Annotated in this window: 19 protein-coding genes and 1 pseudogene; 16 read left to right on the forward strand and 4 right to left on the reverse strand. The window is 52.1% G+C overall.

Annotation, left to right across the window (positions count from 1 at the left end):
• Window positions 1-10 precede the first annotated feature (10 nt).
• On the reverse strand, window positions 11-1,483 hold the full coding sequence (locus MTP36_RS00600; protein ID WP_249252769.1) for a PTS transporter subunit EIIC: 1,473 nt from the start codon (window positions 1,481-1,483) through the stop codon (window positions 11-13).
• 286 nt (window positions 1,484-1,769) lie between these two features.
• Between MTP36_RS00600 and MTP36_RS00605 the strand changes: the two genes are divergently transcribed.
• The 3 genes from MTP36_RS00605 (at window position 1,770) to MTP36_RS00615 (ending at window position 5,435) form a co-directional block, all read left to right on the forward strand.
• Window positions 1,770-2,516, forward strand: a complete 747-nt coding sequence (locus MTP36_RS00605; protein ID WP_249252771.1) for a MurR/RpiR family transcriptional regulator — start codon at window positions 1,770-1,772, stop codon at window positions 2,514-2,516.
• A 27-nt stretch (window positions 2,517-2,543) separates the two neighbouring features.
• Window positions 2,544-3,671, forward strand: a complete 1,128-nt coding sequence (locus MTP36_RS00610) for an anaerobic sulfatase maturase (RefSeq protein ID WP_249252772.1) — start codon at window positions 2,544-2,546, stop codon at window positions 3,669-3,671.
• A 120-nt stretch (window positions 3,672-3,791) separates the two neighbouring features.
• Window positions 3,792-5,435: a recombinase family protein gene (locus MTP36_RS00615; RefSeq protein ID WP_249252774.1), complete on the forward strand. Its 1,644-nt coding sequence runs from the start codon at window positions 3,792-3,794 to the stop codon at window positions 5,433-5,435.
• On the opposite strand, the gene MTP36_RS00620 is transcribed toward MTP36_RS00615, so the two are convergent.
• Window positions 5,418-5,591, reverse strand: coding sequence for a hypothetical protein (locus MTP36_RS00620; RefSeq protein WP_242821922.1), 174 nt, complete (start codon window positions 5,589-5,591; stop codon window positions 5,418-5,420). The two genes, MTP36_RS00615 and MTP36_RS00620, sit on opposite strands and share 18 nt — an antisense overlap.
• 223 nt (window positions 5,592-5,814) lie before the next feature.
• Here MTP36_RS00620 and MTP36_RS00625 point away from each other — a divergent pair, with 223 nt between their 5' ends.
• The 7 genes from MTP36_RS00625 (at window position 5,815) to MTP36_RS00655 (ending at window position 12,520) form a co-directional block, all read left to right on the forward strand.
• Window positions 5,815-6,078: a hypothetical protein gene (locus MTP36_RS00625; RefSeq protein ID WP_118658475.1), complete on the forward strand. Its 264-nt coding sequence runs from the start codon at window positions 5,815-5,817 to the stop codon at window positions 6,076-6,078.
• 57 nt (window positions 6,079-6,135) lie between these two features.
• Window positions 6,136-7,002, forward strand: a complete 867-nt coding sequence (locus tag MTP36_RS00630) for a MerR family transcriptional regulator (RefSeq protein WP_118658476.1) — start codon at window positions 6,136-6,138, stop codon at window positions 7,000-7,002.
• 250 nt (window positions 7,003-7,252) lie between these two features.
• Window positions 7,253-7,660 (forward strand): hypothetical protein, encoded by a 408-nt coding sequence (locus MTP36_RS00635; protein ID WP_249252776.1) that lies wholly within the window; start codon window positions 7,253-7,255, stop codon window positions 7,658-7,660.
• The gene (locus MTP36_RS00640) at window positions 7,657-8,337 is read left to right on the forward strand and encodes a response regulator transcription factor (RefSeq protein WP_112146629.1); all 681 of its coding nucleotides are present in this window, start codon (window positions 7,657-7,659) and stop codon (window positions 8,335-8,337) included. Before MTP36_RS00635 ends, MTP36_RS00640 begins: the two co-directional genes overlap by 4 nt.
• A gap of 9 nt (window positions 8,338-8,346) precedes the next feature.
• Entirely contained in the window at window positions 8,347-9,384 is a 1,038-nt protein-coding gene (locus MTP36_RS00645; protein WP_249252778.1) for a HAMP domain-containing sensor histidine kinase, read from the forward strand.
• Between the two features lie 101 nt (window positions 9,385-9,485).
• Window positions 9,486-10,169 (forward strand): ABC transporter ATP-binding protein, encoded by a 684-nt coding sequence (locus MTP36_RS00650; protein ID WP_147610143.1) that lies wholly within the window; start codon window positions 9,486-9,488, stop codon window positions 10,167-10,169.
• Window positions 10,170-10,180: 11 nt separating this feature from the next.
• Window positions 10,181-12,520 carry an ABC transporter permease gene (locus MTP36_RS00655; RefSeq protein WP_442900294.1) on the forward strand — a complete coding sequence of 780 codons (2,340 nt, stop codon included), beginning with the start codon at window positions 10,181-10,183 and terminating at the stop codon, window positions 12,518-12,520.
• A 73-nt stretch (window positions 12,521-12,593) separates the two neighbouring features.
• Here the strand turns inward: MTP36_RS00655 and MTP36_RS00660 are convergent, their stop codons facing one another.
• Window positions 12,594-12,788 carry a DUF6061 family protein gene (locus MTP36_RS00660; protein WP_435387736.1) on the reverse strand — a complete coding sequence of 65 codons (195 nt, stop codon included), beginning with the start codon at window positions 12,786-12,788 and terminating at the stop codon, window positions 12,594-12,596.
• Between MTP36_RS00660 and MTP36_RS00665 the strand changes: the two are divergent.
• The 3 genes and pseudogenes from MTP36_RS00665 to MTP36_RS00675 all read left to right on the forward strand — a co-directional run.
• Window positions 12,750-12,851 (forward strand): annotated as a pseudogene (locus tag MTP36_RS00665) (DUF6061 family protein); the annotation flags it as partial. The gene MTP36_RS00660 and the pseudogene MTP36_RS00665 sit on opposite strands and share 39 nt — an antisense overlap.
• Before the next feature lie 316 nt (window positions 12,852-13,167).
• On the forward strand, window positions 13,168-13,848 hold the full coding sequence (locus MTP36_RS00670) for a TetR/AcrR family transcriptional regulator (protein WP_112091680.1): 681 nt from the start codon (window positions 13,168-13,170) through the stop codon (window positions 13,846-13,848).
• Between the two features lie 28 nt (window positions 13,849-13,876).
• Window positions 13,877-15,829 carry a hypothetical protein gene (locus tag MTP36_RS00675; RefSeq protein WP_249252782.1) on the forward strand — a complete coding sequence of 651 codons (1,953 nt, stop codon included), beginning with the start codon at window positions 13,877-13,879 and terminating at the stop codon, window positions 15,827-15,829.
• A gap of 209 nt (window positions 15,830-16,038) precedes the next feature.
• On the opposite strand, the gene MTP36_RS00680 is transcribed toward MTP36_RS00675, so the two are convergent.
• Entirely contained in the window at window positions 16,039-16,221 is a 183-nt protein-coding gene (locus tag MTP36_RS00680; protein ID WP_249254452.1) for a hypothetical protein, read from the reverse strand.
• Between the two features lie 127 nt (window positions 16,222-16,348).
• On the opposite strand from MTP36_RS00680, the gene MTP36_RS00685 reads away from it, so the two are divergent.
• The 3 genes from MTP36_RS00685 (at window position 16,349) to MTP36_RS00695 (ending at window position 21,666) form a co-directional block, all read left to right on the forward strand.
• On the forward strand, window positions 16,349-17,059 hold the full coding sequence (locus MTP36_RS00685; RefSeq protein WP_249252784.1) for a LytR/AlgR family response regulator transcription factor: 711 nt from the start codon (window positions 16,349-16,351) through the stop codon (window positions 17,057-17,059).
• Window positions 17,056-18,330, forward strand: coding sequence for a GHKL domain-containing protein (locus tag MTP36_RS00690; protein ID WP_249252785.1), 1,275 nt, complete (start codon window positions 17,056-17,058; stop codon window positions 18,328-18,330). Before MTP36_RS00685 ends, MTP36_RS00690 begins: the two co-directional genes overlap by 4 nt.
• 264 nt (window positions 18,331-18,594) lie before the next feature.
• Complete coding sequence (locus MTP36_RS00695; RefSeq protein WP_249252787.1) at window positions 18,595-21,666, forward strand: glycoside hydrolase family 3 N-terminal domain-containing protein; 3,072 nt, start codon at window positions 18,595-18,597, stop codon at window positions 21,664-21,666.
• Window positions 21,667-21,688: the final 22 nt, after the last annotated feature.

Here is a 21,688-nt window from a genome sequence, read left to right on the forward strand (position 1 = left end):
ATGAAGTGCTTTAGCGGCCAAGCTTCTGCTTTACTGCGGCCTTGGATGCTTTGGCATCCTGAACCGTCACACCATCTTTGTCTTTATAAAAAATCAGCGTTGTGATAAAGCTAAGTGCCATAGCGATGCCAACTGCAATCAGAACGCCGTAGAACGAAATATCAAAACCGACTGCAGGATTGATATAGGCGGGGAATGCAAATAGACCCATGCCACCCATAGTATACATATTGACCCCCAAGCCCCCCATAATGGCACCGCCAACAGCAGAGCAGAACAGCGTGATCACAAAGGGGACTTTCAGAGGCAGTGTAATACCATAGATGGAAGGTTCGCTTACACCGAAGAAGCTGGAGATTGCAGCAGGCAGAGCAGTTTCTTTGATTTTCTTGTTCTTACTTTTCAGATATACCGCAAAGACGACCGCGCAAGTGGTAAAGGGAACCGCCTGCATACAGCAGATGACGTTTTCAAAACCATTGGTCATAAGGTTGTTGATCATAATTGGAGTGATTCCCTGATGGACACCAAACATGACCAGTACCTGCCACAGTCCGCCAACCAGTGCACCGGAAAGAATCGGACTAAAATCGTGAAATACTGCAAACACCATGCCAATAGCATCGCTGATCCATGTTGCGACAGGACCAACGATAATCAACGTTACAGGAACAGCAATTAAAAGTGTGAATGCGGGAACGAGGAACATTTTAACAACAGCCGGGCAGATCTTTTTTATCAGACGCTCTACCTTGGACGCAAAGAATACGGCCAGAACCGCGGGAATAACAGTCGATGCGTAATTCATCATAATGACAGGGATACCTGCAAAGGTCGTGGTCACATTGCTTTCAAATGGTGTGCCGCTGAGAACTGAAAACAGCGCTTCGCCGGATCGAAGGGCTGAAATATTGGGATGCAGGAGAGCGGCACCAACAGCTGCGCCTACAAAACGATTCATACCAAACTTCTCTGCGGCGGTAAAACCGATAAATACCGGAAAGAAGTAAAAAATAGTATCGCCAATAGCATTGATGACCACATAAGTGCCGGACGATGTGCTGATCACGCCCAGTGCACCAAGAAAAACACTCAAACCTTTCAGGATGCCACAGCCGCACATCAGACCAAGCAGTGGAGCAAAAACTCCGGAAATCGTTGACACAAACAGATCAAAGAGATTTTGGTTCGTATTGGTGTTTTCCGCTTCAACCTCACCGCTTGCCCCGATGCCACCAAGCTTCAACACGGCATCATAAGCGTCTTCAACCGCATTGCCAATGACAACTTGATATTGACCGCCTTTCTGAATTACATCCAGGATTCCGTTTTTTTCCTTCAATGCAGTGGTGTTTGCCTTCGATTCATCCTTAAGTCTGAATCGAAGACGCGTGACGCAGTGTGTCAATGAGACGATGTTTTCTTTCCCACCAACATTTTCAACGATGAATGGAGCAAGAGCGTTATAATCGACTTTGGCCATAAAGATTCTCCTTCATTTGCTTTTTACCAATGCAAAAATTCCGGGCCCTGGAATCTTTTCGATGGATTTATTATACGGTCATTCGTTCGTAAAATCAATGTTTTTCTGAACAAATGTTCGTTTTTGTCGTGCTGCACAAGAACATCCGTTTGTTTTTGTACACTATTTTTGGGAATTTCGATTGTTTTACTGCTCAATTCTGGACAATTGTTCGTTTTTCGATTATACTTGAGATAATGATCCTTACCGATACCCCAATTTTTAGACTCCGATGGAGGTAATCTCTATGACAGTTCTGGAAAATATGCAGGCTGTGCTACCCAGTCTCCCCAAAAACGAGCGCAAAGCCGCAGAATATCTGCTGAACTATCCGCACGATATCCAGCGCCGAAGCGCTGAGGTCATTGCACAGGATGCCGGCATCTCACGCAGTGCCATCGTTCGTTTATGCCAGAAACTCGGATATCAGGGATGGTCTGAGTTCAAATATGCCTATCTTCATGAACCGGCTCTGGCGGCTTCTGCACAGGAGCACAACATCCTGACCCGGTACGAAAACATTATCCAAAAGCTCCGTCAAGGGGTCGCCGCTGATCAGCTTCAGACGATCGTTCAGATCATCCACCGGGCCAATCGCGTTATCACTCTTGGCAACTATCACTCTGGCATGTCTGCACAGCAGATGGCTTTTCGTCTGAACCGTTCCGGCATCGACAGCCACTTTATGAATGATACTTCGCAGATGGAATGCTATGTTTCCCTCATCCGATCTGATGACGTTGTATTTATTTTTTCTCTCAGCGGTGATCCGCTTTATGAATCCCTTGTGGAACAATATGTTCAACGAGGAGCATCGGTCATCCTCATCACCATGTCGACCCGTACCACTCTCGCAAAACTTGTTACCCAGACGGTTGTGCTTCCTTTCCTTAGCCACGAGCGATGCAATTATCTTCTAGATGATGCGATTACTTTTTTCATATTTATTGAGATGATCATAGAAGCGCTTCATGAAGAAAGCTCTAAGCAGTAAAATAGAAGATGTTAAGCTGAGGTAACAATGAAAAATTTGAACTTTCTAATCAAACCGGCTTCAAGTCTGTGCAATATGCGTTGTCGCTACTGTTTTTATGAAGATGAAGCAGTCAATCGCACAGAAGCCAGCACTGGTCGAATGACGACTGAAACAGTCGATTGTTTGATTCAACAAGCCTTTGCTGCATTGGATAACAGGAACAGTAGCGTGACGTTCGCCTTTCAGGGAGGAGAACCAACACTTGCTGGGCTGGATTACTACCGTTATTTTGTTGAAAAGGTTTACCAGCATAACGCAAACCACGTCCACGTAAATTTTGCAATTCAGACAAATGGCCTGATGATTGATGAACAGTGGGCTGTTTTTCTGGCAGCAAATCGCTTCCTAGTGGGAATCAGTATAGATGGCACAAAAGCTCTTCATGATGAATTACGCCCAGATGCTTTTGGAAGATCCACATGGGCTCGCGTGACAAAAGCACTTTCTCTTTTGCAAAAAAATAAAGTTGATACAAACATCCTCTGTGTTGTTACACGGTCGTGTGCAAAAAGCCCTGTCAAAGTGTATCATACGCTTCAGAAACTTGGTGGTAACTATCTGCAATTTACGCCGTGTCTTGATCCATTAGGCAAACCTCGTGGCAGTATGCCATATTCCATTACACCGGAACTTTATGGACACTTTTTATGTGGGTTATTTGATGAATGGTATCGGGATTGGCAAGCTGGTCAGTATACAAGCGTCCGTTTATTTGACGACTATATCTATCTTGCTATGGGAATGCCTGCAGGAACATGTGCCACAAGTGGAAGCTGTGGAAATTATCTTGTGGTGGAAGGAAACGGTTCTCTCTATCCTTGTGACTTTTACTGTTTAGACGAATGGAAACTGGGGGTAGTGAAGGATACGTCATTTGTCGAAATCATGCAATGCGATAAGGAGCGCCGTTTTTTAAAGGACGGAGCAGAACATCCTGCTGAGTGTAATTCATGCCGCTGGCGAAGAATGTGCTTCGGCGGCTGTAAACGGGATTGGTATGTAGATTCCACGGGAAATCATAACTATTTGTGTGGCGCTTTCCAGATGTTTTTTGAACATTCATTTCCCAGAATCGAACAAATTGCAAAACAACAGAAAGCTTGTTTATATTGAGATTTCTTGGATTTTTTTAGAAAGACCTTGCATTTATTGAAGTTGCGTGATATATTATACGAAATTAAAGATTGGCAAACGTATTATCGTTCAATGATGTATAAATGAGAGGTGCCCGCCATGACCGCCGTGATCTACGCCCGCTATTCCAGCGACAACCAGCGTGAAGAATCCATCGAGGGTCAGATTCGTGAATGTACGGCGTATGCCGAGAAAAACGACATCACGATCGTTAAGCACTACATCGACCGTGCTATCTCTGCCAAAACGGACAACCGTCCGGAGTTCCAGCAGATGATTAAGGATAGCGACAAAAAGCTGTTTGATATTGTTCTGGTCTGGAAACTCGACCGTTTCGCCCGGAATCGTTACGACAGTGCCCGGTATAAGACCCAACTGAAGAAGAACGGTGTCAAGCTCATGTCTGCCACCGAGATCATCTCCGAGGGGCCGGAGGGCATCATTCTGGAATCAGTGCTGGAGGGCTATGCGGAATACTACTCCGCTGACCTTGCCGAAAAGGTCGTCCGTGGACAGACGGAGAACATCCTGAAAGGCCGCTGCAACGGTGGTCGTGGAACGTTTGGCTACACGCTGGATTCTGAGCGGAAATTTCACATCGACCCGCTTGCATCCCCTTTCGTGCTGGAATCGTTCAAGAAGTATCGGGATGGCCTCACGATGAAAGAGATTCGGGATTGGCTGAATGAAAACGGCATCAAGAACCCGGTCGGCGGCGAATTTACTTACAACAGCGTAGAGCATATGCTCAAAAACCGGCGTTACATCGGAGAACTGAAATTCCGGGATGTGGTCGTGCCGGATGCCATCCCGCCCATCGTTCCACTGGAACTGTTTGAGGATGTGCAAGAAAAGATTGCCAAAAACAAGAAAGCCCCTGCCCGTAGAAAGGCAGAGGATGACTACCTGCTCACCACCAAGCTGTTCTGCGGCTACTGTGGGGCGTTGATGTTTGGCGAAAGCGGCACAAGCCGGACGGGTGAAGTCCACCGCTACTATAAATGTGCCACTGCCAAAAAGCACAAGGGCTGCAAGAAAAAGACCGTCCGCAAACAGTGGCTGGAAGATCTGGTGGTCAACCAGACCATGCAGCTTGTGAAAGACGATGCCGCTATGGAATCCATCATCGCCAAGGTGATGGAACTGCAAAACAAGGAGAATACCAACATTCCCCTTTATAAAAAGCAGCTCCGGGATGCAGAATCCGGTATCCAGAATATGCTCAATGCGATTCAGGCCGGTATCCTGACCAGCTCCACCAAGGAGCGGTTGGAGCAGCTGGAAGAAACCAAGCGTGAGCTTGAAGCACGCATTGCGGAAGAAAAGCTGGCGAAGCCGAAAGTGACCGAAGAATTTATCAGGTTTTGGCTGCTGCGGTTCCGTAAGCTGGACATGAGCCTGAAAGACCAGCGGCAGGCACTAGTGGATACCTTCATCAATGCGATTTACCTGTATGATGATAAGGTTTTGATAACCTTCAACTATAAAGAAGGAACACAGACCGTCACCTTTGGGGAAGCGGCAGAAGCCGCATCAAAGGGAAATGGTTCGGATTTGGATTGCTTTACTGCACCAGAAAATGCCGTGAAATCGAAAGATTTCATGGCTTTTTTGTTTTGTAAGCCATGGGTGCACGGTTTCTGCACGGTTTCTGCACGGTCAGTGTTTTCCATGTCCGATGATGTAGGGCGCTGTATTGCATTGCAATCAGTGCCCTTTTTTTCATCAGGTGAGCAGAGCTAAGCGGAGCTTTGCCTTCATTTCCGGGTCGGCATCCTTGAGCAATTCCAAAAGAGCCGTCATGGAGATGGTGGGTTCGCCTGCGGCGGGTACAGCCTGCGGGCTGGGGGTGTCGGGCTTGGCATAGAAGCCGCTTTCAAACTTCTTGCCCAGCTCCACACGGGAGGACTGCTGGATATAAGCGGCGTACGAAGTGGTTCTATCGATTTATCCAAATGAAAAACATTGTGATTGTGCTATAAATTTTCTTGAAATTCATGTGCAGACACACAAACTTTTGGAAATTTATGGACGAACGAAATAAATTGAGATTAAATTACGTTATTCCAATAAAGATATTTGAAATTATATCCTTTTCAGACGACCGGTAGGAGGGGTATTTATGTTAGAGCAGTTTTTTAAATCGCAAATCGCAACAGTTTCTGATCCTTACCAATGCAATCGCATTACGGATGCGTTGGCGGCTGCGGGAATCAAGTTCTATTGTAAAACGAAAGATGTCAATCGGCGTAATGCGTTCGATCAAGCAAGGATCGGAACGCTGGGGATAAAACCGAAGTATATCACGGAGGTATTTGTGGACAAAGAAAATGCGGAAATGGCATTCCATATCGTACACACCTTGCCCAATCAAGAAAATTTTTGAAAAAGCTATTGACTGTCCCCTTGGGGGTGGGCTTATCATACCAGTGGAGGCGATGATATGCTTATCAATGAAGTCTGCAAGAGATGTGGCCTTACAAAAAAGGCGATTGAGTATTATGAGGAACAAGGCTTAACTCGCCCTCAAATCATGGAAAATGGTTACAGGGTGTTTTCAGAGGATGATGTCATCCAATTAAACAAAATCGCAGTTTTACGCGGGTTTGGAATATCAGTATCGGACATTAAAACGGTTTTGGCAGAGAATGACTATTTGTCTTTTCAAACTATATGCGACAAGAAAGAACTGGAAATTTCGGATATACAAGCGAAACAACAATTACTCCACATGCTTGCGAGAAACCAGAATTGGGAGGATGCCCGGGCGCAATTGAGTCGGCTCGAAATGAAGCGCTCTATTCTTTCAAGATTGCTTGACCGTTTTCCGGGATATTTCGGGAAATTTATCAGTCTCCATTTTGCACCGTACCTGAATGAGAGGGTTGCAACAGACGAACAGCAAGATGCATTTGAAACGATAATTGATTTTTTAGACGGTGTGAATATTGTTATCCCGGATGATTTGAAAGAATATCTCGACGATGCTGCGAAAACCATTGATCTTGTTGACGTGTCAAAAAAAGCTGCTGCAAGTGTTGCTGCTGCAATACAAGACCCTGAACAATATCTGAAAGATAATAGGGAGATGTTTGAGCGGTATAAGGAAGTCAAAGCATCTGACGCGTACAAAAACACTCCGGGTTACAGACTTCAAGAACTATTCGCACAGTTAAATCGAGAAAACGGGTACAATGATGTCTTTATCCCTGCTATGCGGCGATTGAGCAGTTCTTATCGTGAATACTATGAAAAGCTATTGAAAGCAAACGAAGTTTTCTTAAAAAGTTATCGCGGAGTTCGTTTTTAATGCAAGCGTAGATCTGCTTTCGCAGCTTGTCCAGTTCAGTCTGATAGACGGTCTGGGTGGGCTGCTGCCCTTCGGCTTTCAGCCGAAAGTTCGTGAGTGCGGACACTACAACCTGCTTCTTTCAAGCACAAGAATAACACTTTGCGGTTGTGCAGTCAACAACCAAAAACAAATTTTGGAAGATTGAACAACTACATAAGATTTTATTTGTGAAAAAGAAAAATACCGCCCACGCAGCGCAGCGATGATTTTGTCGGATGAAGTAAGCGGCAAAATAGATCGGGTGTGTTGCGGGGCGGTAAAAATTTTCATGGGGAATAAATCCTCGCCGTTCTGTACTTTTCTGAAAGTCCGCGTTTGCATAGCAATGAAAGCCCCAGTGGGGCTTTTAAGCGGCAGAGCGGTCTTGCGCAGCAAGATGGAGGGGCGTTGCCCCGACAAGCTCGGTGGGATTTGCGATAAAGAGCATTACGGATTGCAGCGAGCGCCAAGATGGTTTTGCAAATTTTATTGCAGTAAAGCAGTGACAGTAGGACTTATATTTAACACACGGCAAGAAACAATTTCCGTTTCGCACATTGTAATGTTCGCAGAAAAAACTTATAATGCTTTTGAACCTGTAGGACACACAAAACGCGGAAAAGAGAGGGAATCATGAGAAAACTGTTCCTTTTGGAAGATGATCTGAGCCTGATCAGTGGGCTGACCTTTGCATTCAAGAAACAGGGCTTTGCACTGGATACAGCCCGGACACTGGCAGAAGCCGAGGTGCTGTGGTCAGACAGAAAATATGACCTGCTGGTGCTGGATGTTTCCCTGCCGGATGGCTCTGGCTTCGATTTCTGCCAGAAGGTGCGGCGCACATCCAACGTGCCGATTCTGTTCCTGACTGCTTCGGATGAGGAAATGAATATCATCATGGGGCTGGAACTGGGCGGGGATGATTACCTGACCAAGCCGTTCAAGCTGGGTGTCCTGTTGTCGCGGGTCAATGCACTGCTTCGCCGTGCAAATGCGTCCAGCGCAGGAGAACCCGTACTGGAATCGGGCAGCATCACCGTCCGGCTGTTGCAGGGGCAGGCATACAAAAACGGAGTATTGCTGGAACTGACCGGCGCAGAGTACAAGCTGCTCTGCTTCTTTATGCAGCATCCGAATGCCGTGCTATCCAAGGAACAAATTCTGGATGCACTGTGGGACTGCGATGGGGATTACATTGACAGCAGTGCCTTAACAGTGTACATCCGGCGGCTGCGGATGAAGATTGAGGACGACCCCGGCAAACCGCAGATGCTGCTGACTGTCCGCGGCATGGGCTATAAATGGAATGGGTAAAGGTGCCGTATGAAAGTATTCGCAAACCGGGAGATCCGAAATTTGTTCCAAGCCGTGCTGGCGGTCTGGGCGGTGGCATTGGCTCTCACGCAGGGCATCGTATGGCATACGACGCATGTATTTTCTTTCGGGTTACCATTGGTTTTTCTGCTTCTGGGCGGTTGCCTCTGGGGCGTGCTTTTTCGCTATTTCCAAAGGCAGAGCGCGCTTCTGGAACAGGCAGTCCAGCAAATCCAAAGCTGTCTGGATGGCAACCCGGATGCACGACTGTGCTGCGACCGGGAGGGAGAATTTTACCGTCTGTTTCACTCCGTTAATGCATTGGCGGCAGTTCTGAGCGCACACGCAGACAACGAGCAGCGGGAGAAGCGTTTTTTGAAAAATACCATTGCAGATATTTCGCACCAGCTCAAAACACCGCTGGCGGCGTTGAATATCTACAACGGTCTGCTTCAGGACGAAGCTGTTTCGCCGTCGGAGGTCAAAGAGTTTGCAGACCTGTCCGAACAGGAGTTGGACCGCATCGAAACGCTGGTGCAGAATCTGCTCAAAATCACCCGGCTGGATGCCGGTTCGGTCGTCTTGGAGAAGAAAAACGAAAATGTTGCTGAAATGGTGCAGGACATCGCGCGGCAGTATCACTATCGTGCCAAGCAGGAACAGAAAAAGCTTGTTCTGTCCGGCTCAGAGGCGGTTACACTTTGGTGCGACCGTGACTGGATGCAGGAAGCTGTGGACAATCTTGTAAAGAATGCCCTTGACCACACAAAGAGCGGAGATACGATTCAGGTAGAGTGGAATGCACTGCCGTCCATGGTTCAGATCAAAGTGCGCGACAACGGCAGCGGCATCCACCCGGAAGATTTGTACCATATCTTCAAACGGTTTTATCGCAGCCGCTTTTCACAGGATACACAGGGCATCGGGCTGGGTCTGCCGCTGGCAAAAGCCGTTGTGGAAGCCCATCACGGCACCATTGAAGTAGACAGCGAGCTGGGAAAGGGCACGACCTTTACGCTGAATTTTCCGATTCCTACAAAATTGTAGGCTGCGTGTAGGCTTGCAGTAAGGTTGACGTGTTATCCTTTTCTGCACAGACAGAGAGAATCCGTCTGAATCGAAGGAACCTGCAAAGTGAGGGATACACTATGGAACTATTAGAAGTCAACCATCTCTGCAAGACCTACGGCAGCGGAGAAACCGCTGTCCATGCGCTGAAAGATGTTAGCTTTTCCGTGCCGAAAGGCGAATATGTGGCGGTCGTTGGCGAATCCGGCTCCGGCAAAAGCACCCTGCTCAATCTGATTGGCGGACTGGATACGCCGACTTCCGGCAAGGTGCTGATTGATGGCAAGGATGTTTTTGCCATGAAAGACCGGAAGCTGACGATCTTCCGCCGCCGCAATATCGGTTTTATCTTTCAGGCATTCAACCTCATCCCGGAACTGACCGTAGAACAGAACATCCTGTTCCCGGTGCTGCTGGACTACCAAAAGCCGGACAGGGCATATCTGGAAGAACTGCTGACCGTGCTGAATCTGAAAGACCGTCGGAAGCATCTGCCAAGTCAGCTTTCCGGTGGGCAGCAGCAACGGGTAGCCATCGGCCGCGCCCTGATGACCCGCCCTTCCCTGATTTTGGCGGATGAGCCGACCGGCAATCTGGACACCCAGAACACCAGCGAGGTCATTGCCCTGCTAAAAGAAACATCCCGGAAATACGAGCAGACCATCCTGATGATCACCCACAACCGCAGCATTGCGCAGACGGCAGACCGGGTGCTGCAGGTATCGGACGGCTGCCTGACCGATTTTGGGAGGTGCCGGGAATGAGCAGCACAGAAATGAAAAGCTATCTGAGCCTGATCCCGATTTCTGCCAAGGTACGCAGACGGCAGAACCGCATGACGATTTTGTGCATCGTCCTTGCGGTGTTTCTGGTCACGGCGGTGTTCAGTATGGCAGATATGGCGATTCGGATGGAAACCTCAAACCAGCTGAACAAAAACGGAAACTGGCATATCATGGTAAAGGACATCTCCCCGGAAACAGCCGCAGAGCTTGCCGCACAGGAGGATGTTGCTGCATTTTCGGCGTATAGCGACATCAACGCTTCCCTTACGGAAAACTACTTTGCCGGAGATAAACGTGCCGCACTGGTAGGAGCAGATGATGCGATCCTTCAAATCTTTCCGGGAATGCAGTGCAGCACTGCCCCGGCGGATGGCGAAGTGCTCGTGACAGCAAACATCCGGGATTGGCTGGATGTTACGGTCGGTACAGCGATTCCGCTGACGCTCCCGGATGGACAGACCATTTCGCTTACTGTCGCAGGTTTCAATGAGGATACCTCCGATGCGAACCAGTATGATGCTGTTGTGCTGGTGATGAACCGCAGTACATTTTCTCAGATTGCCGCACAGGCAGAAGAATCCTTTGAAACACAGTATTTCATCCAGTTCAAGCCACGTACCAATTTGCGGCAGTCCATTGTGAACATCGAAAACAAGTACGGAATTTCAGAAGAAAAAATCTCCGAAAATACTTACCTGATGGCGTTGAACGCAAGCAGCAACAGCGATTATATTGTAGGCTTATATGCGGTAGCGGCTGTGTTGGCTGGCATGGTCGTCCTTGCCGGAATTTTTATGATCACAGGCAGCATCAACAGCAATGTAGCGCAGCGTACCAGCTATTATGGAATGCTGCGTTGTCTTGGGGCAGGAAAAAATCAGGTTCGGATGCTTGTCCGGCTGGAAGCCCTTTTCTGGTGTAAAACTGCTGTTCCAGCAGGATGTGTGCTGGGAATCGTTTCCACATGGGGATTGTGTTCCTTTCTGCGTGGATTTATCGGCGAGGAGTTCAGCTCTTTACCAGTGCTTGGCATCAGCCCGGTCGGTGTTCTCTGTGGTTCCGCGCTGGGACTTATCACGGTTTGGCTCGCGGCATCTTCTCCGGCACGGCGGGCGGCAAAAGCTTCTCCGATCACAGCAGCAACTGGGAATGCGGTGGAAAATGCAGCGGCCTCTCCGTGTCATGCCCGGTTGTTTGGAAGTCGTGCAGAGCTTTCTCTGGGTGTGAGCCATGCAACCTCGTCCAAAAAGAACTTGCTTCTGATGACAGGTTCCTTTGCGTTAAGCATTCTCCTGTTTTTGAGCTTTTCGGTTTTGCTTCGATGGGTTGGATTTGCGCTGAATCCGTTGCAGCCCTACACACCGGACTTATCGGTGGCTGAAACATCCGGGCAAAATGTCCTTGACCCGGTGCTGGTGGAGCAGCTGGATGCTCTGCCGGAAGTCAAACACGCATTCGGGCGGATGTATTGCCCGCTCCCGGCGGAATATCAGGGAAAACAGGGGTCCATCGACCTGATTTCATACGATACGATACAGTTTGGCTGGGCGAAAAAAGACCTGATTGGCGGAACCCTTCCGCAGGAGCCGGAGGATGGCACATACCCTGTGCTGACGGTATTCGACAAAAGCAACTCCCTGACCGTGGGTGATACCATCCAGCTGGAGGATGCAAAGCTCACAGTCGTGGGTGTATTGAACGACAGCCCGTTCAGTAGTACCGATTCCCCGATTGTTATCTGCACCGAAGAAACCTTCCATCAGCTGACCGGGCAAAACCGCTATGCGGTGATCGATATTCAACTAAAAGATACCACAGCAGACGCAGCCATTGCACAAATACACACCCTGCTGAGCGACACGTTAAACAAGCAGGTTGTTTTTTCCAACCGAATCGAAGGAAATCGGATGATACAAAGCACCTACTGGGCGTTCCATCTGGTGGTCTATGCGTTTCTCCTCGTGATTGCAGGAATCACCATTCTGAACATCGTCAACAGCATTTCCATGAGCGTGTCGGCACGAATGAAGCAGTATGGCATCCTGCGTGCCATCGGGATGGATGATGCACAGCTGAAACGCATGATCTCTGCCGAAGCTGGCACCTATGCGGTGTCCGGTCTTGTGGTGGGCATTGCGCTGGGTCTTGTGCTGAATCGGAAGCTGTATATCCTGCTCATCACCCATTATTTCGGTGCAGCGTGGCAGATGCCGTGGGGCTGTCTTGCCGTGATTGTCGTAGTCGTGCTGGCGGCTGTGGTGCTGGCAGTATATAACCCGGTCAGGCGAATCCTCATGCAGCCCATTACTGCAACCATCAGTGAATTATAAGCCAGAACAACAGATGCCCACCAGCTTATGGCGAAAACCATAGGTCGGTGGGCATCGTGTTCTTTATAGGGGCTTAATCTTCCAGTCTGCCGTGGTCACAGCCAAGTGACAGATAACGCTCTATCTCCCCTCTCAGTACCATCTGTGCATACTCCAAGGGCTTATTATACAGCAGCCAGTCCAGCTCTGCCCGTTGTGCAGGGGTGTTGCCGTACTCGTCCTCCACGGCACCGGGGTCGAGGATGCACTGGACGTGACCATGGCGCAGAGGTCGGAGTTAGACTATCTCGCCTATAATGACCCGCTGGGCTATGCGGATTTGATTCTGAATTCTGGTCATCGACATGGTGCGTCGGCATCCCCTTGTGTCTGCTGGTTGTCTACGGGCTGCTGCGGGCTTTGCGCTGAAAATACGCTGAAAAGAGGTCACCCCGCTCGGTGGCCTCTTTTTTGCTGCCGCGAACTGTCTGGCTGCGGCAGCGGATAACAGCAATGTCCATTGCGCTTTGTTTTGCCCGGATGCGCACCCGCAGAAAGCGCTCCCTCGTCAAACTGCCCAAAACACGCCCTGAAAAGTCTACTTGACGCAATTTTCAAATCAATATATAATTGGGTCAGAAACCAATTATAGAAAAGGATGATTTCCAATGGCGCGCAGATACGACAGCAAAGAAGCAAAACGGCGGATCCTGACCGCCTGTGTCCGGCTTTTTCTGGAAAAAGGCTACACGAACACCAAGGTGGCAGAAATTTTAAAGGAAGCAGATGTTTCTGCCGGGTCGTTCCAGAATATTTTCCGCACCAAGGACGGTGTGCTGACCGAGCTGATCGGCATGATGTTCAGCAGGCAGTTCGGCGCGGTAAGGCCGCTGGCGGCAAACGCCCCCTCGCCGGTGTACCTCTACGCGGTGGAGACGGCTTTGCAGCTGGCGATGACCGAGCTGAGCGAGAATCTGCGGGATATCTATGTGGAAGCGTACACCTTCCCCGCCACGGCGGAGATCATCCACCGCAGTACCACGGCAGAGCTGCAGGCGGCGTTCAGCGCGTATCTGCCCGGGTGCGCCGAGTGCGATTTCTACGAGATGGAGCTGGGCACGGCTGGCATGATGCGCGGCTACATGGCACGGCGGTGCGACCCCTACTTTACGCTGGAGCGCAAAATACGGCGGTTCCTGAGCATGAGCCTGAGTGCGCTGCAGGTCCCCGCGCAGGAGCGCGAGCAGGTCATCGCTTTTGTGGCGGAGATCGATATGCTTGCCCAGGCGCGGAAGGTGGTAGATGCCGTGCTTGCATCGCTGTCCGTGCAGTTTGATCTGAAAGGATAACAAGGTTTGATGATAAGGAGGGAACAACATGAAAAAATGGCTGATCGGGTGTTTGACGGTGCTGGCAATGGTGTGCCTGATACCGGGGATCATGTTAAAAGCGGCGGCAGAAACAGTCACGAAAAAATGCCCCTCCTGTGGGTATGATGGAGAATATGAGGTCATCGAATATAAACAATATGATTCAAAGCGCCATTCGATCATTGTAAAAAATGGATGCCCGAACTGCGAAATCCATTATAGGTTTGGTGAGAAACACTCCGGCGGCACCGGAACGTTCACCTGCACCACAGGCAAAACCTGTGAAAAATGCGGCGCGGAATACGGCATTCTTGGTCACGACTGGGGCGCGTGGACGCCTAACTACGCCAGCAACGGCACGCACACCCGCAGATGCAAGCGCTGCAACGCAGAAGAGACTGGAAGCTGCAGCGGCGGCTACGCGACCTGCGACACTCTGGGAATGTGCAATACTTGCGGAGGGAGTTACTACGGCGGTCACGCATGGGGCGAGTGGTCATCCGCCGGCAACGGCACGCACACCCGCAGCTGCACGAACTACTGCCGCGAAGTTGATACTGCAAAGTGTACCGGAGGCAAAGCAACCTGCACCACCAAAGCGGTCTGTGAGGTGTGTGATACGGAATACGGCGAAAAAGACCCAAATAACCATGATCTGGTGCATTTCCGTGCAAAAGCCCCCACCTGTACGGAAATCGGCTGGGACGCTTACGACCTCTGCGTCAGCTGCGGCTATACCACCTATACAGAGCTGCCCGCACAGCATGATTTGAAGCAGCACGCAGCAAAAGCCCCCACCTGTACGAAACCCGGCTGGAACGCTTACGAAACCTGCTCCCGTTGTGACTATACCACCTATGCGGAACTGCCCGCGCTGAACCATGATCTGGTGAATCACGATGCAAAAGCCCCTACCTGTACGGAAATCGGCTGGGATGCTTACAAAACCTGCTCCCGCTGCAACTATACCACCTATGCGGAGCAGCCCGCACTGAACCATGATCTGGTGAATCACGACGCGCAAGCCCCCACCTGTACGGAAATCGGCTGGAATGCTTACAAAACCTGCTCCCGCTGCGATTATACCACCTATGCGGAACTGCCCGCGCTGAACCATGCTCTGGTGCAGCACGCAGCAAAAGCTCCCACCTGTACGGAAAAGGGCTGGGATGCTTACAAAACCTGCTCCCGCTGCAACTATACCACCTATGCGGAACTGCCCGCGCTGAACCATGATCTGGTGAATCACGACGCGCAAGCTCCCACCTGTACGGAACCCGGCTGGAATGCTTACGAAACCTGCTCCCGCTGCGACTATACCACCTATGCGGAACTGCCCGCACTGAAGCATGATTATCAGGCTGTTACCGTAGACCCCACCTGTGAAGCAGACGGCTACACCATCTTTACCTGCTCCCGCTGCAAAGACAGCTACACCGCAGACCCGACCGATAAGCTGGGACACCAGTTCGGTGCATGGTCCCCGAACGGAACCGGCTCTCAGAGCGCCGATTGTCTGCGGCAGGGCTGCGCGCACACTGGCAGCACGGATTGCCGGAAGTTTACTTTCCGCACTGCGGAAGGCGAAACGCTGACCTTCTGCCCCGTGTGCGGGCAGGCAGAAAACGCCGCGCAGCTGGAAATGATCGACGCCGCAACGGCATGGCCGCTCAGCGGCAGCCTTTCTGCGGAGGATGTGACTGCGCGGACGAATGGGGAATACCTGAGTGTGGCATTTGAGACCGCAGGCAGCCTGACGCAGCCCACCGGCCGGGTAAGGCTCGCGCTGCCCGCCGGATTGCTGGAAGGCAAAACGCTTGTGCGCATTGCCCCGGACGGCACACAGACCGAGATGCCTTTTGAAACAAAGCGCGGAAAGATCATCCTTACGCTGGATTTTGTAAACAGCGAGCTGCCCGTAATGCTCTTCCGGCTGGTACCCCAGACCGCCGCCCTCTGAATGCTTTTACAGCGGCACGAACAATAAAACGCAAAATGCCCGCCCACCGTGGTTTTCCACAGCTGGGCGGGCATTCTTTTGTGCCTTTTTGGCGTAAAAATACCCCCGGAGGATGCAGCGTTTTTTACGCTGTCTACTCTGGGGGCAGTATATCAAGCGCTGCGCGGCAGCTCCCGGAAGCGGACACTGTATCGCTGAAAAAGCACTTCCTAGCGCTGCTCCTCCGGCGGGCAGCAGCTCTCCCGGGGGATGAGCTTATGCGGCACGATGATCTTTGTGGCCAGAAGGTTCGGGTTCTCAATGTGGTTGATGGTCTGGCTGGCGGCTGAAAAAGACCCAGCTGACCACCCGCTACGGCCGGAAGAACTGGGCGTAACCGCAAGAAACTTCAATACAAAGGGCAGGACGGCCTGTGGGCTGCCCTGCCCTTTGTGCGGATGCCCCTTGGCAAACCGGACGGGATTGCGCTATAATAGAGCCGTAACAGTTCCACAAAGGTGTGGTAAGGGAGGTGCGGTCATGATCCGGGTGGCGATCGTAGAGGATGACGCGGAGGTACAGGGGGTATTGCAGGAGTATGTCCGGCGGTATACCCGGCAGTACGGGACAGAATTTGAAGTGTCGGTCTTTGCGGACGGGGTGGACCTTCTGGAGGATTACCGCGCGGTCTACGATATTATTTTTCTGGATGTGGAGATGAAGCATCTGGACGGCATGGCCACGGCAGAGCGCATCCGGCAGATGGATGCAGACGTCATCCTGATCTTTATCACCAACATGGCGCAGTACGCCATCCGGGGCTACTCGGTGGGGGCGCTGGACTATGTGCTGAAGCCGGTGCCCTACTTTGCCTTTTCGCAGCAGCTGCTCAAGGCCGTTACCCGGCTGGAAAAGCGGGCAAAGCGCTACCTCACTGTGCCGGTGGAGGGCGGGCTGCGCCGACTGAACACCGCAAGCATCTATTACTTGGAAAGTGAGGGGCACCGGGTACACTTTTACACCGACGAGGGCGATTTTTCTGCCCCCGGCGCCCTCAAGACCTTTGAGGAAAAGCTGGCAGACTGCCCCTTTGCCCGGTGCAACAGCGGCTACCTGGTAAATCTGGCGCAGGTGCAGGCGGTGCAGCAGAACACGGTGCAGGTGGGACCCTATGAGCTGCAGATCAGCCGCCCCAAGCGCAAGGCCTTTCTTGCCGCCCTGACCGATTACATCGGAGGTGAAGGCTCATGACCGCGCTGCCGGATATCCCCCGGCTGTACACCGCCCTTGCCGAGTGTCTGGCGGTGCTGCTGGTCACCCCGGCGCTTGCACCCCGCTTTTCCAAGGCAGTTACCGTGGGGGTCACCCTGCTGTGGGCGGCGGTGCTGTCGGCCTTTCTGGGGCTGACCGGCAACGTGCCCGGCGGGTTCTGGATCCCCTGCATGGTGACGGCCATCGGGCTTTCCTACTTATACTTATGGGGTGTGTGGAGCATCACCCTGCTGGAGGCCGGGTATCACTGCGCCCGGGCGTTTATTCTGGCAGAGCTTGCCGCCAGCGTGGAGTGGCAGCTGCACTGCGCTCTCTGGCCTGCCCGCAGCCCGTGGGAGCCGCTGTCTTTGCTGCTGCTGGCGCTGGTGTACGGGGCGCTGTTCGGGGGGATGAGCTATCTGCTGCACATCAGACCCCAGCCTGCCGGGCATCTGGAGATCAGCGGCAGCGCCGCCCTGACGGCGGTCATGCTGGCGCTGACCGCCTTTGCGGTGAGCAATCTCGGCTTTTTGCCGGGCAGCGAGATCAACATGAGCATTTTTTCCATCCGCACTCTGGTGGATTTTTCCGGCGTGCTGATCCTGACCGTGCAGCACGAGCAGCTGCGGGAGAACGCTTTGCACAGCGAGCTTGCCGCCATGGATGAGGTGCTGCACCGCCAGTACGAGCAGTACAAGCGCAGCAAGGAGGGCATCAACCTCATCAACCGGCGGTACCATGAACTGAAAGTCCAGCTTGCCCGCATCCGGGAGGAGCAGGATCAGACCAAGCAGAACGCCGCCATTGCCGCCATGGAGAAGAACATCCGCCAGTACGAGGCCGAGAACAAGACCGGCAACCCGGTGCTGGATACCCTGCTCACCGCCAAGACCATGGAATGCCAGCAGGAGAATATCACCATCACCAGCGTAGCGGACGGCAGGATGCTGGGCTTTCTCACCATCCGGGAGCTGTGTACCATCGTGGGCGTGGCGCTGGACAACGCCATTGCCGCCGTGCGCGCCGAGCCGGACCCCGAAAAGCGGCTCATCAAGGTGGCGGTGTACAGTCAGGGCGGCTTTGCCATGCTGCGGTTCGAGCACTATACAGAGACTGCCCCCGCACTGGATGCGGACGGCCTGCCGCAGCAGGGGTCGGACCTGAAAAGCGTCCGCACCACCGTCGGGCAGCACGGCGGCAGCATGACGCTGCACTGGGAAAACAACTGGTGCACCCTGCGGATCTTATTTCCGCTGTCAAAAAACAAATGAATTTTTACGGCAGGTATCCCCTGCCGTTTTTTGTTGTCTGGCAGGGTGCACAAATATAATGCGGCAATATTTGTGTATGTGCACAATAAAATTTGAAACCTTATTGTAACTTCTGCAAATTATGCATCCAAAACGACAGATTGTGCGGAGAACGGTTCGTTCTGCAGTATATATGATAAAATGACATCAAGCAAAGGAGCGGACGCGCTCCGGAGAACAGCTATGAACCGGGTCGTGTACCCAAAAGAGAAGGAGTTAACAGTTATGGCACAGAAAAAGAAGGACAGTAAGATGATGGGCAAGATCATCAAAACTGTCGTTTCGGGTGTGTTGTGTGTCGCATTGGCGGGCGGTATAGTTGCGGCCAATGTGCTGATCCCGCCCAACGCCAGCAGCGTGCAGAGCATTTTGGGCCTGAAGAGCGGAGGCATCGACAACAGCAAGGCAAAGACCGAAGGCATCAACATGGAGTACGGCAAGCCCGGCTTTGACACAGAGGATGCGCTGGTTGAGGATGAGATCGCCCTGAACAAGCAGATCGCAGCAGAGGGCATCGTTCTGCTGAAAAACGACGCTGGCAAGATGCCGTACAGCACGGATACGACCTTCAGTTTTGTCAGCCATTCTGCTGTCAGCTACATTGGCGGCAATAAGGTCGATATGAAAACTGCTTTTGAAGATGCAGGCTTTGGCGTTAACGAAGCACTCTGGAAATTCTATTCCGAAGGCAACGGCAAGGACTACGGTCTGGGCGCCGGTTCTGTTTCCTACGGTGATGACGAGGACTTTTCCATCAACGAATGCCCCCTGTCTGTCATGAAAGCAGAGCCGGGTCTGACCGACTCCATGCAGGGCACTGTTCCCGTTTTTGTGTTCAGCCGTGTGGCTGGCGAGGGCCGCGATATGCCGCGCTCCATGTACAACCACACCGATGTGGAAGAGGACAAGACCAAGACCTACCTCGAGCCGGATTCCGTGGAACTGGAGATTCTCCAGTACCTGAACGACAACTTTGACGATGTCGTGCTGCTGCTCAACTCCAGTGCAGCGGTCGATCTGAGCTGGGTGGAGGATTATCCCAGCATCCACACGGTCATCTCGGCTCCTGCCATGGGCGACTACGGCCTGTGCTCTCTGGCAGAGATCTTCTCCGGCAAGGTCAATCCTTCCGGCCGCACCGTGGATACCTATGAAGTGGATGCCATGAACAGCCCGGCGGCGCAGAACTTCGGCGACTTTGCCTACTACGATGAGAATGGCAACCTCACCAAGTACAACTACGTCAGCTACAAAGAGGGCATCTATGTTGGCTACCGCTACTACGAGACCCGTTACGAGGATAAAGTCCTCGGTCAGGGCAATGCGGGCGATTACAACTACGACGATGCTGTGATGTACCCCTTCGGCTACGGCCTGTCCTACACGGATTTCGAGTGGTCTGATTACGATACCAGCTGGGATGGCGATACCTGCACTGTGACCGTCAAGGTCACCAACACCGGTTCTGTTGCAGGCAAGGACGTTGTGGAAGTCTACGCACAGAGCCCTTACACCGATTATGACAAGGCCAACAAGGTGGAAAAGGCTGCCGTTGAACTGGTCGGTTACGCCAAGACCTCGGAGCTGGCTCCCGGTGCAAGCGAGACCGTGACGGTCACCTTTGACCAGGAACAGCTGAAGTCCTACGACTACACCAACGCCAAGACCTACATCCTGGATGCCGGTGACTACTACATCACCGCAGCTAAGAATGCACACGATGCTGTCAACAACATCCTTGCCGTCAAGGGCAAGACTGTGGAAGATGGCATGACCGCCGATGGTGACGCCGGGTTTGTGGCGACCTATACCCCGGCCAACGGCACCGTGGATACCACGACCTATAAGAACGACACCACCACCGGCGTGGAGGTCACCAACCAGCTGGATCATGCAAACGGCGGGCTGCAGTATCTCTCCCGCAGTGACTGGACTGGCACCTGGCCGACCGTTGACGGCGAGGTCAGCGACCAGATCAGCACCTGGGGCAACCCCATCAACGGCACCGATGCAAACGGCAACCCCGCTTCCTATACTTACTATAAGACCATCAGCAGCGAGGATCTGGCAAAGCTGGATTCCTTCGATTCCCTGAACCCCACCGATCCTTCTACCCTGACCGATGAGCTTGTCTACGGCAAGGACAACGGCCTCGGCCTGATCGATATGCGTGGTCTGGATTACAACGACCCCAAGTGGAACGACCTGCTCGACCAGCTGACCCCCAGCGATTACCAGACCCTGATCACCCAGTCCGGCTATGGTACGGCAGCCATCAAGTCGGTGGATAAGCCCTCCGCGACCGACCGAGATACTGCCACCGGCCTGATCAACTTCGGTTTCGATGCAAGCGGCAACCTCTACTTCAAGGGCAACATCACGCACTGCGGCGTGATCGTTCTGGCACAGACCTACAACGATGATCTGGCCACTCACTACGGCGAGAACATTGGCGACGAGTCCTACTATCTGGATGTCGATGGCTGGTATGCACCGGCAGTCAACATGCACCGCACTGCATTCTCCGGCCGCAACAGCGAGTATTACTCCGAGGATCCGTTCATCGGCGGTCACATTGCTTCCCTCGAGTGTGAGGGTGTCGCCTCCCGCGGTATGTATGTCTTTGTCAAGCATTACGCCATCAACGATCAGGAGGACCACCGCGGCGACCGTGAAGGCCAGTACAGCATTGCGACCTTCCTGAACGAGCAGGCGGCCCGCGAGATCTACCTCAAGCCCTTTGAGATGTGCGTCAAGTCTGATAAGGTCGAGATGAACTATGCAAAGGACAACGGCGACGGCACTTACAGCAATGCCACCACCGAGATCCCGTCCGTCACCGGCATCATGACCTCCTTCAACCGCGTTGGCTATACCTGGGCCGGCGGCAACTACAACATGATCACCGGCCTGCTGCGCAACGAGTGGGGCTTCCACGGCTTTATCATCACCGACAACGCAAACACCGGTGTCTTTATGGACGCTGGCCAGATGATCCAGGCCGGTGCAGACGGCAAGCTGACCAACCTGCCCACCGGCGCACGTTATACCTTCAATAAGAATGATGTTTCGGATTATCACTATGGCCGTGAGGCAGTTCACAATATCCTGTACACCATTGCAAACTCCAAGGCAATGAACGGCGGTATGCCGGGCAGCCGTTATCTGGCAAAGGTCGAGCCTTACCAGAAGGTCATCTACGCAGTGGATGGTGTCTGCGGCGGTCTGATCGTGGTTCTGGCCGTTCTGACGATCCTCCGCTTCCGCAAAAAGAAAGAGGACGTAAAAACCGTCTGATCAACACATAGGAACAGAAGGG

The sequence above is a fragment of the Faecalibacterium sp. I4-1-79 genome, from assembly GCF_023347235.1.
In the GTDB taxonomy this organism is placed as follows: Bacteria; Bacillota; Clostridia; order Oscillospirales; family Ruminococcaceae; genus Faecalibacterium; species Faecalibacterium tardum.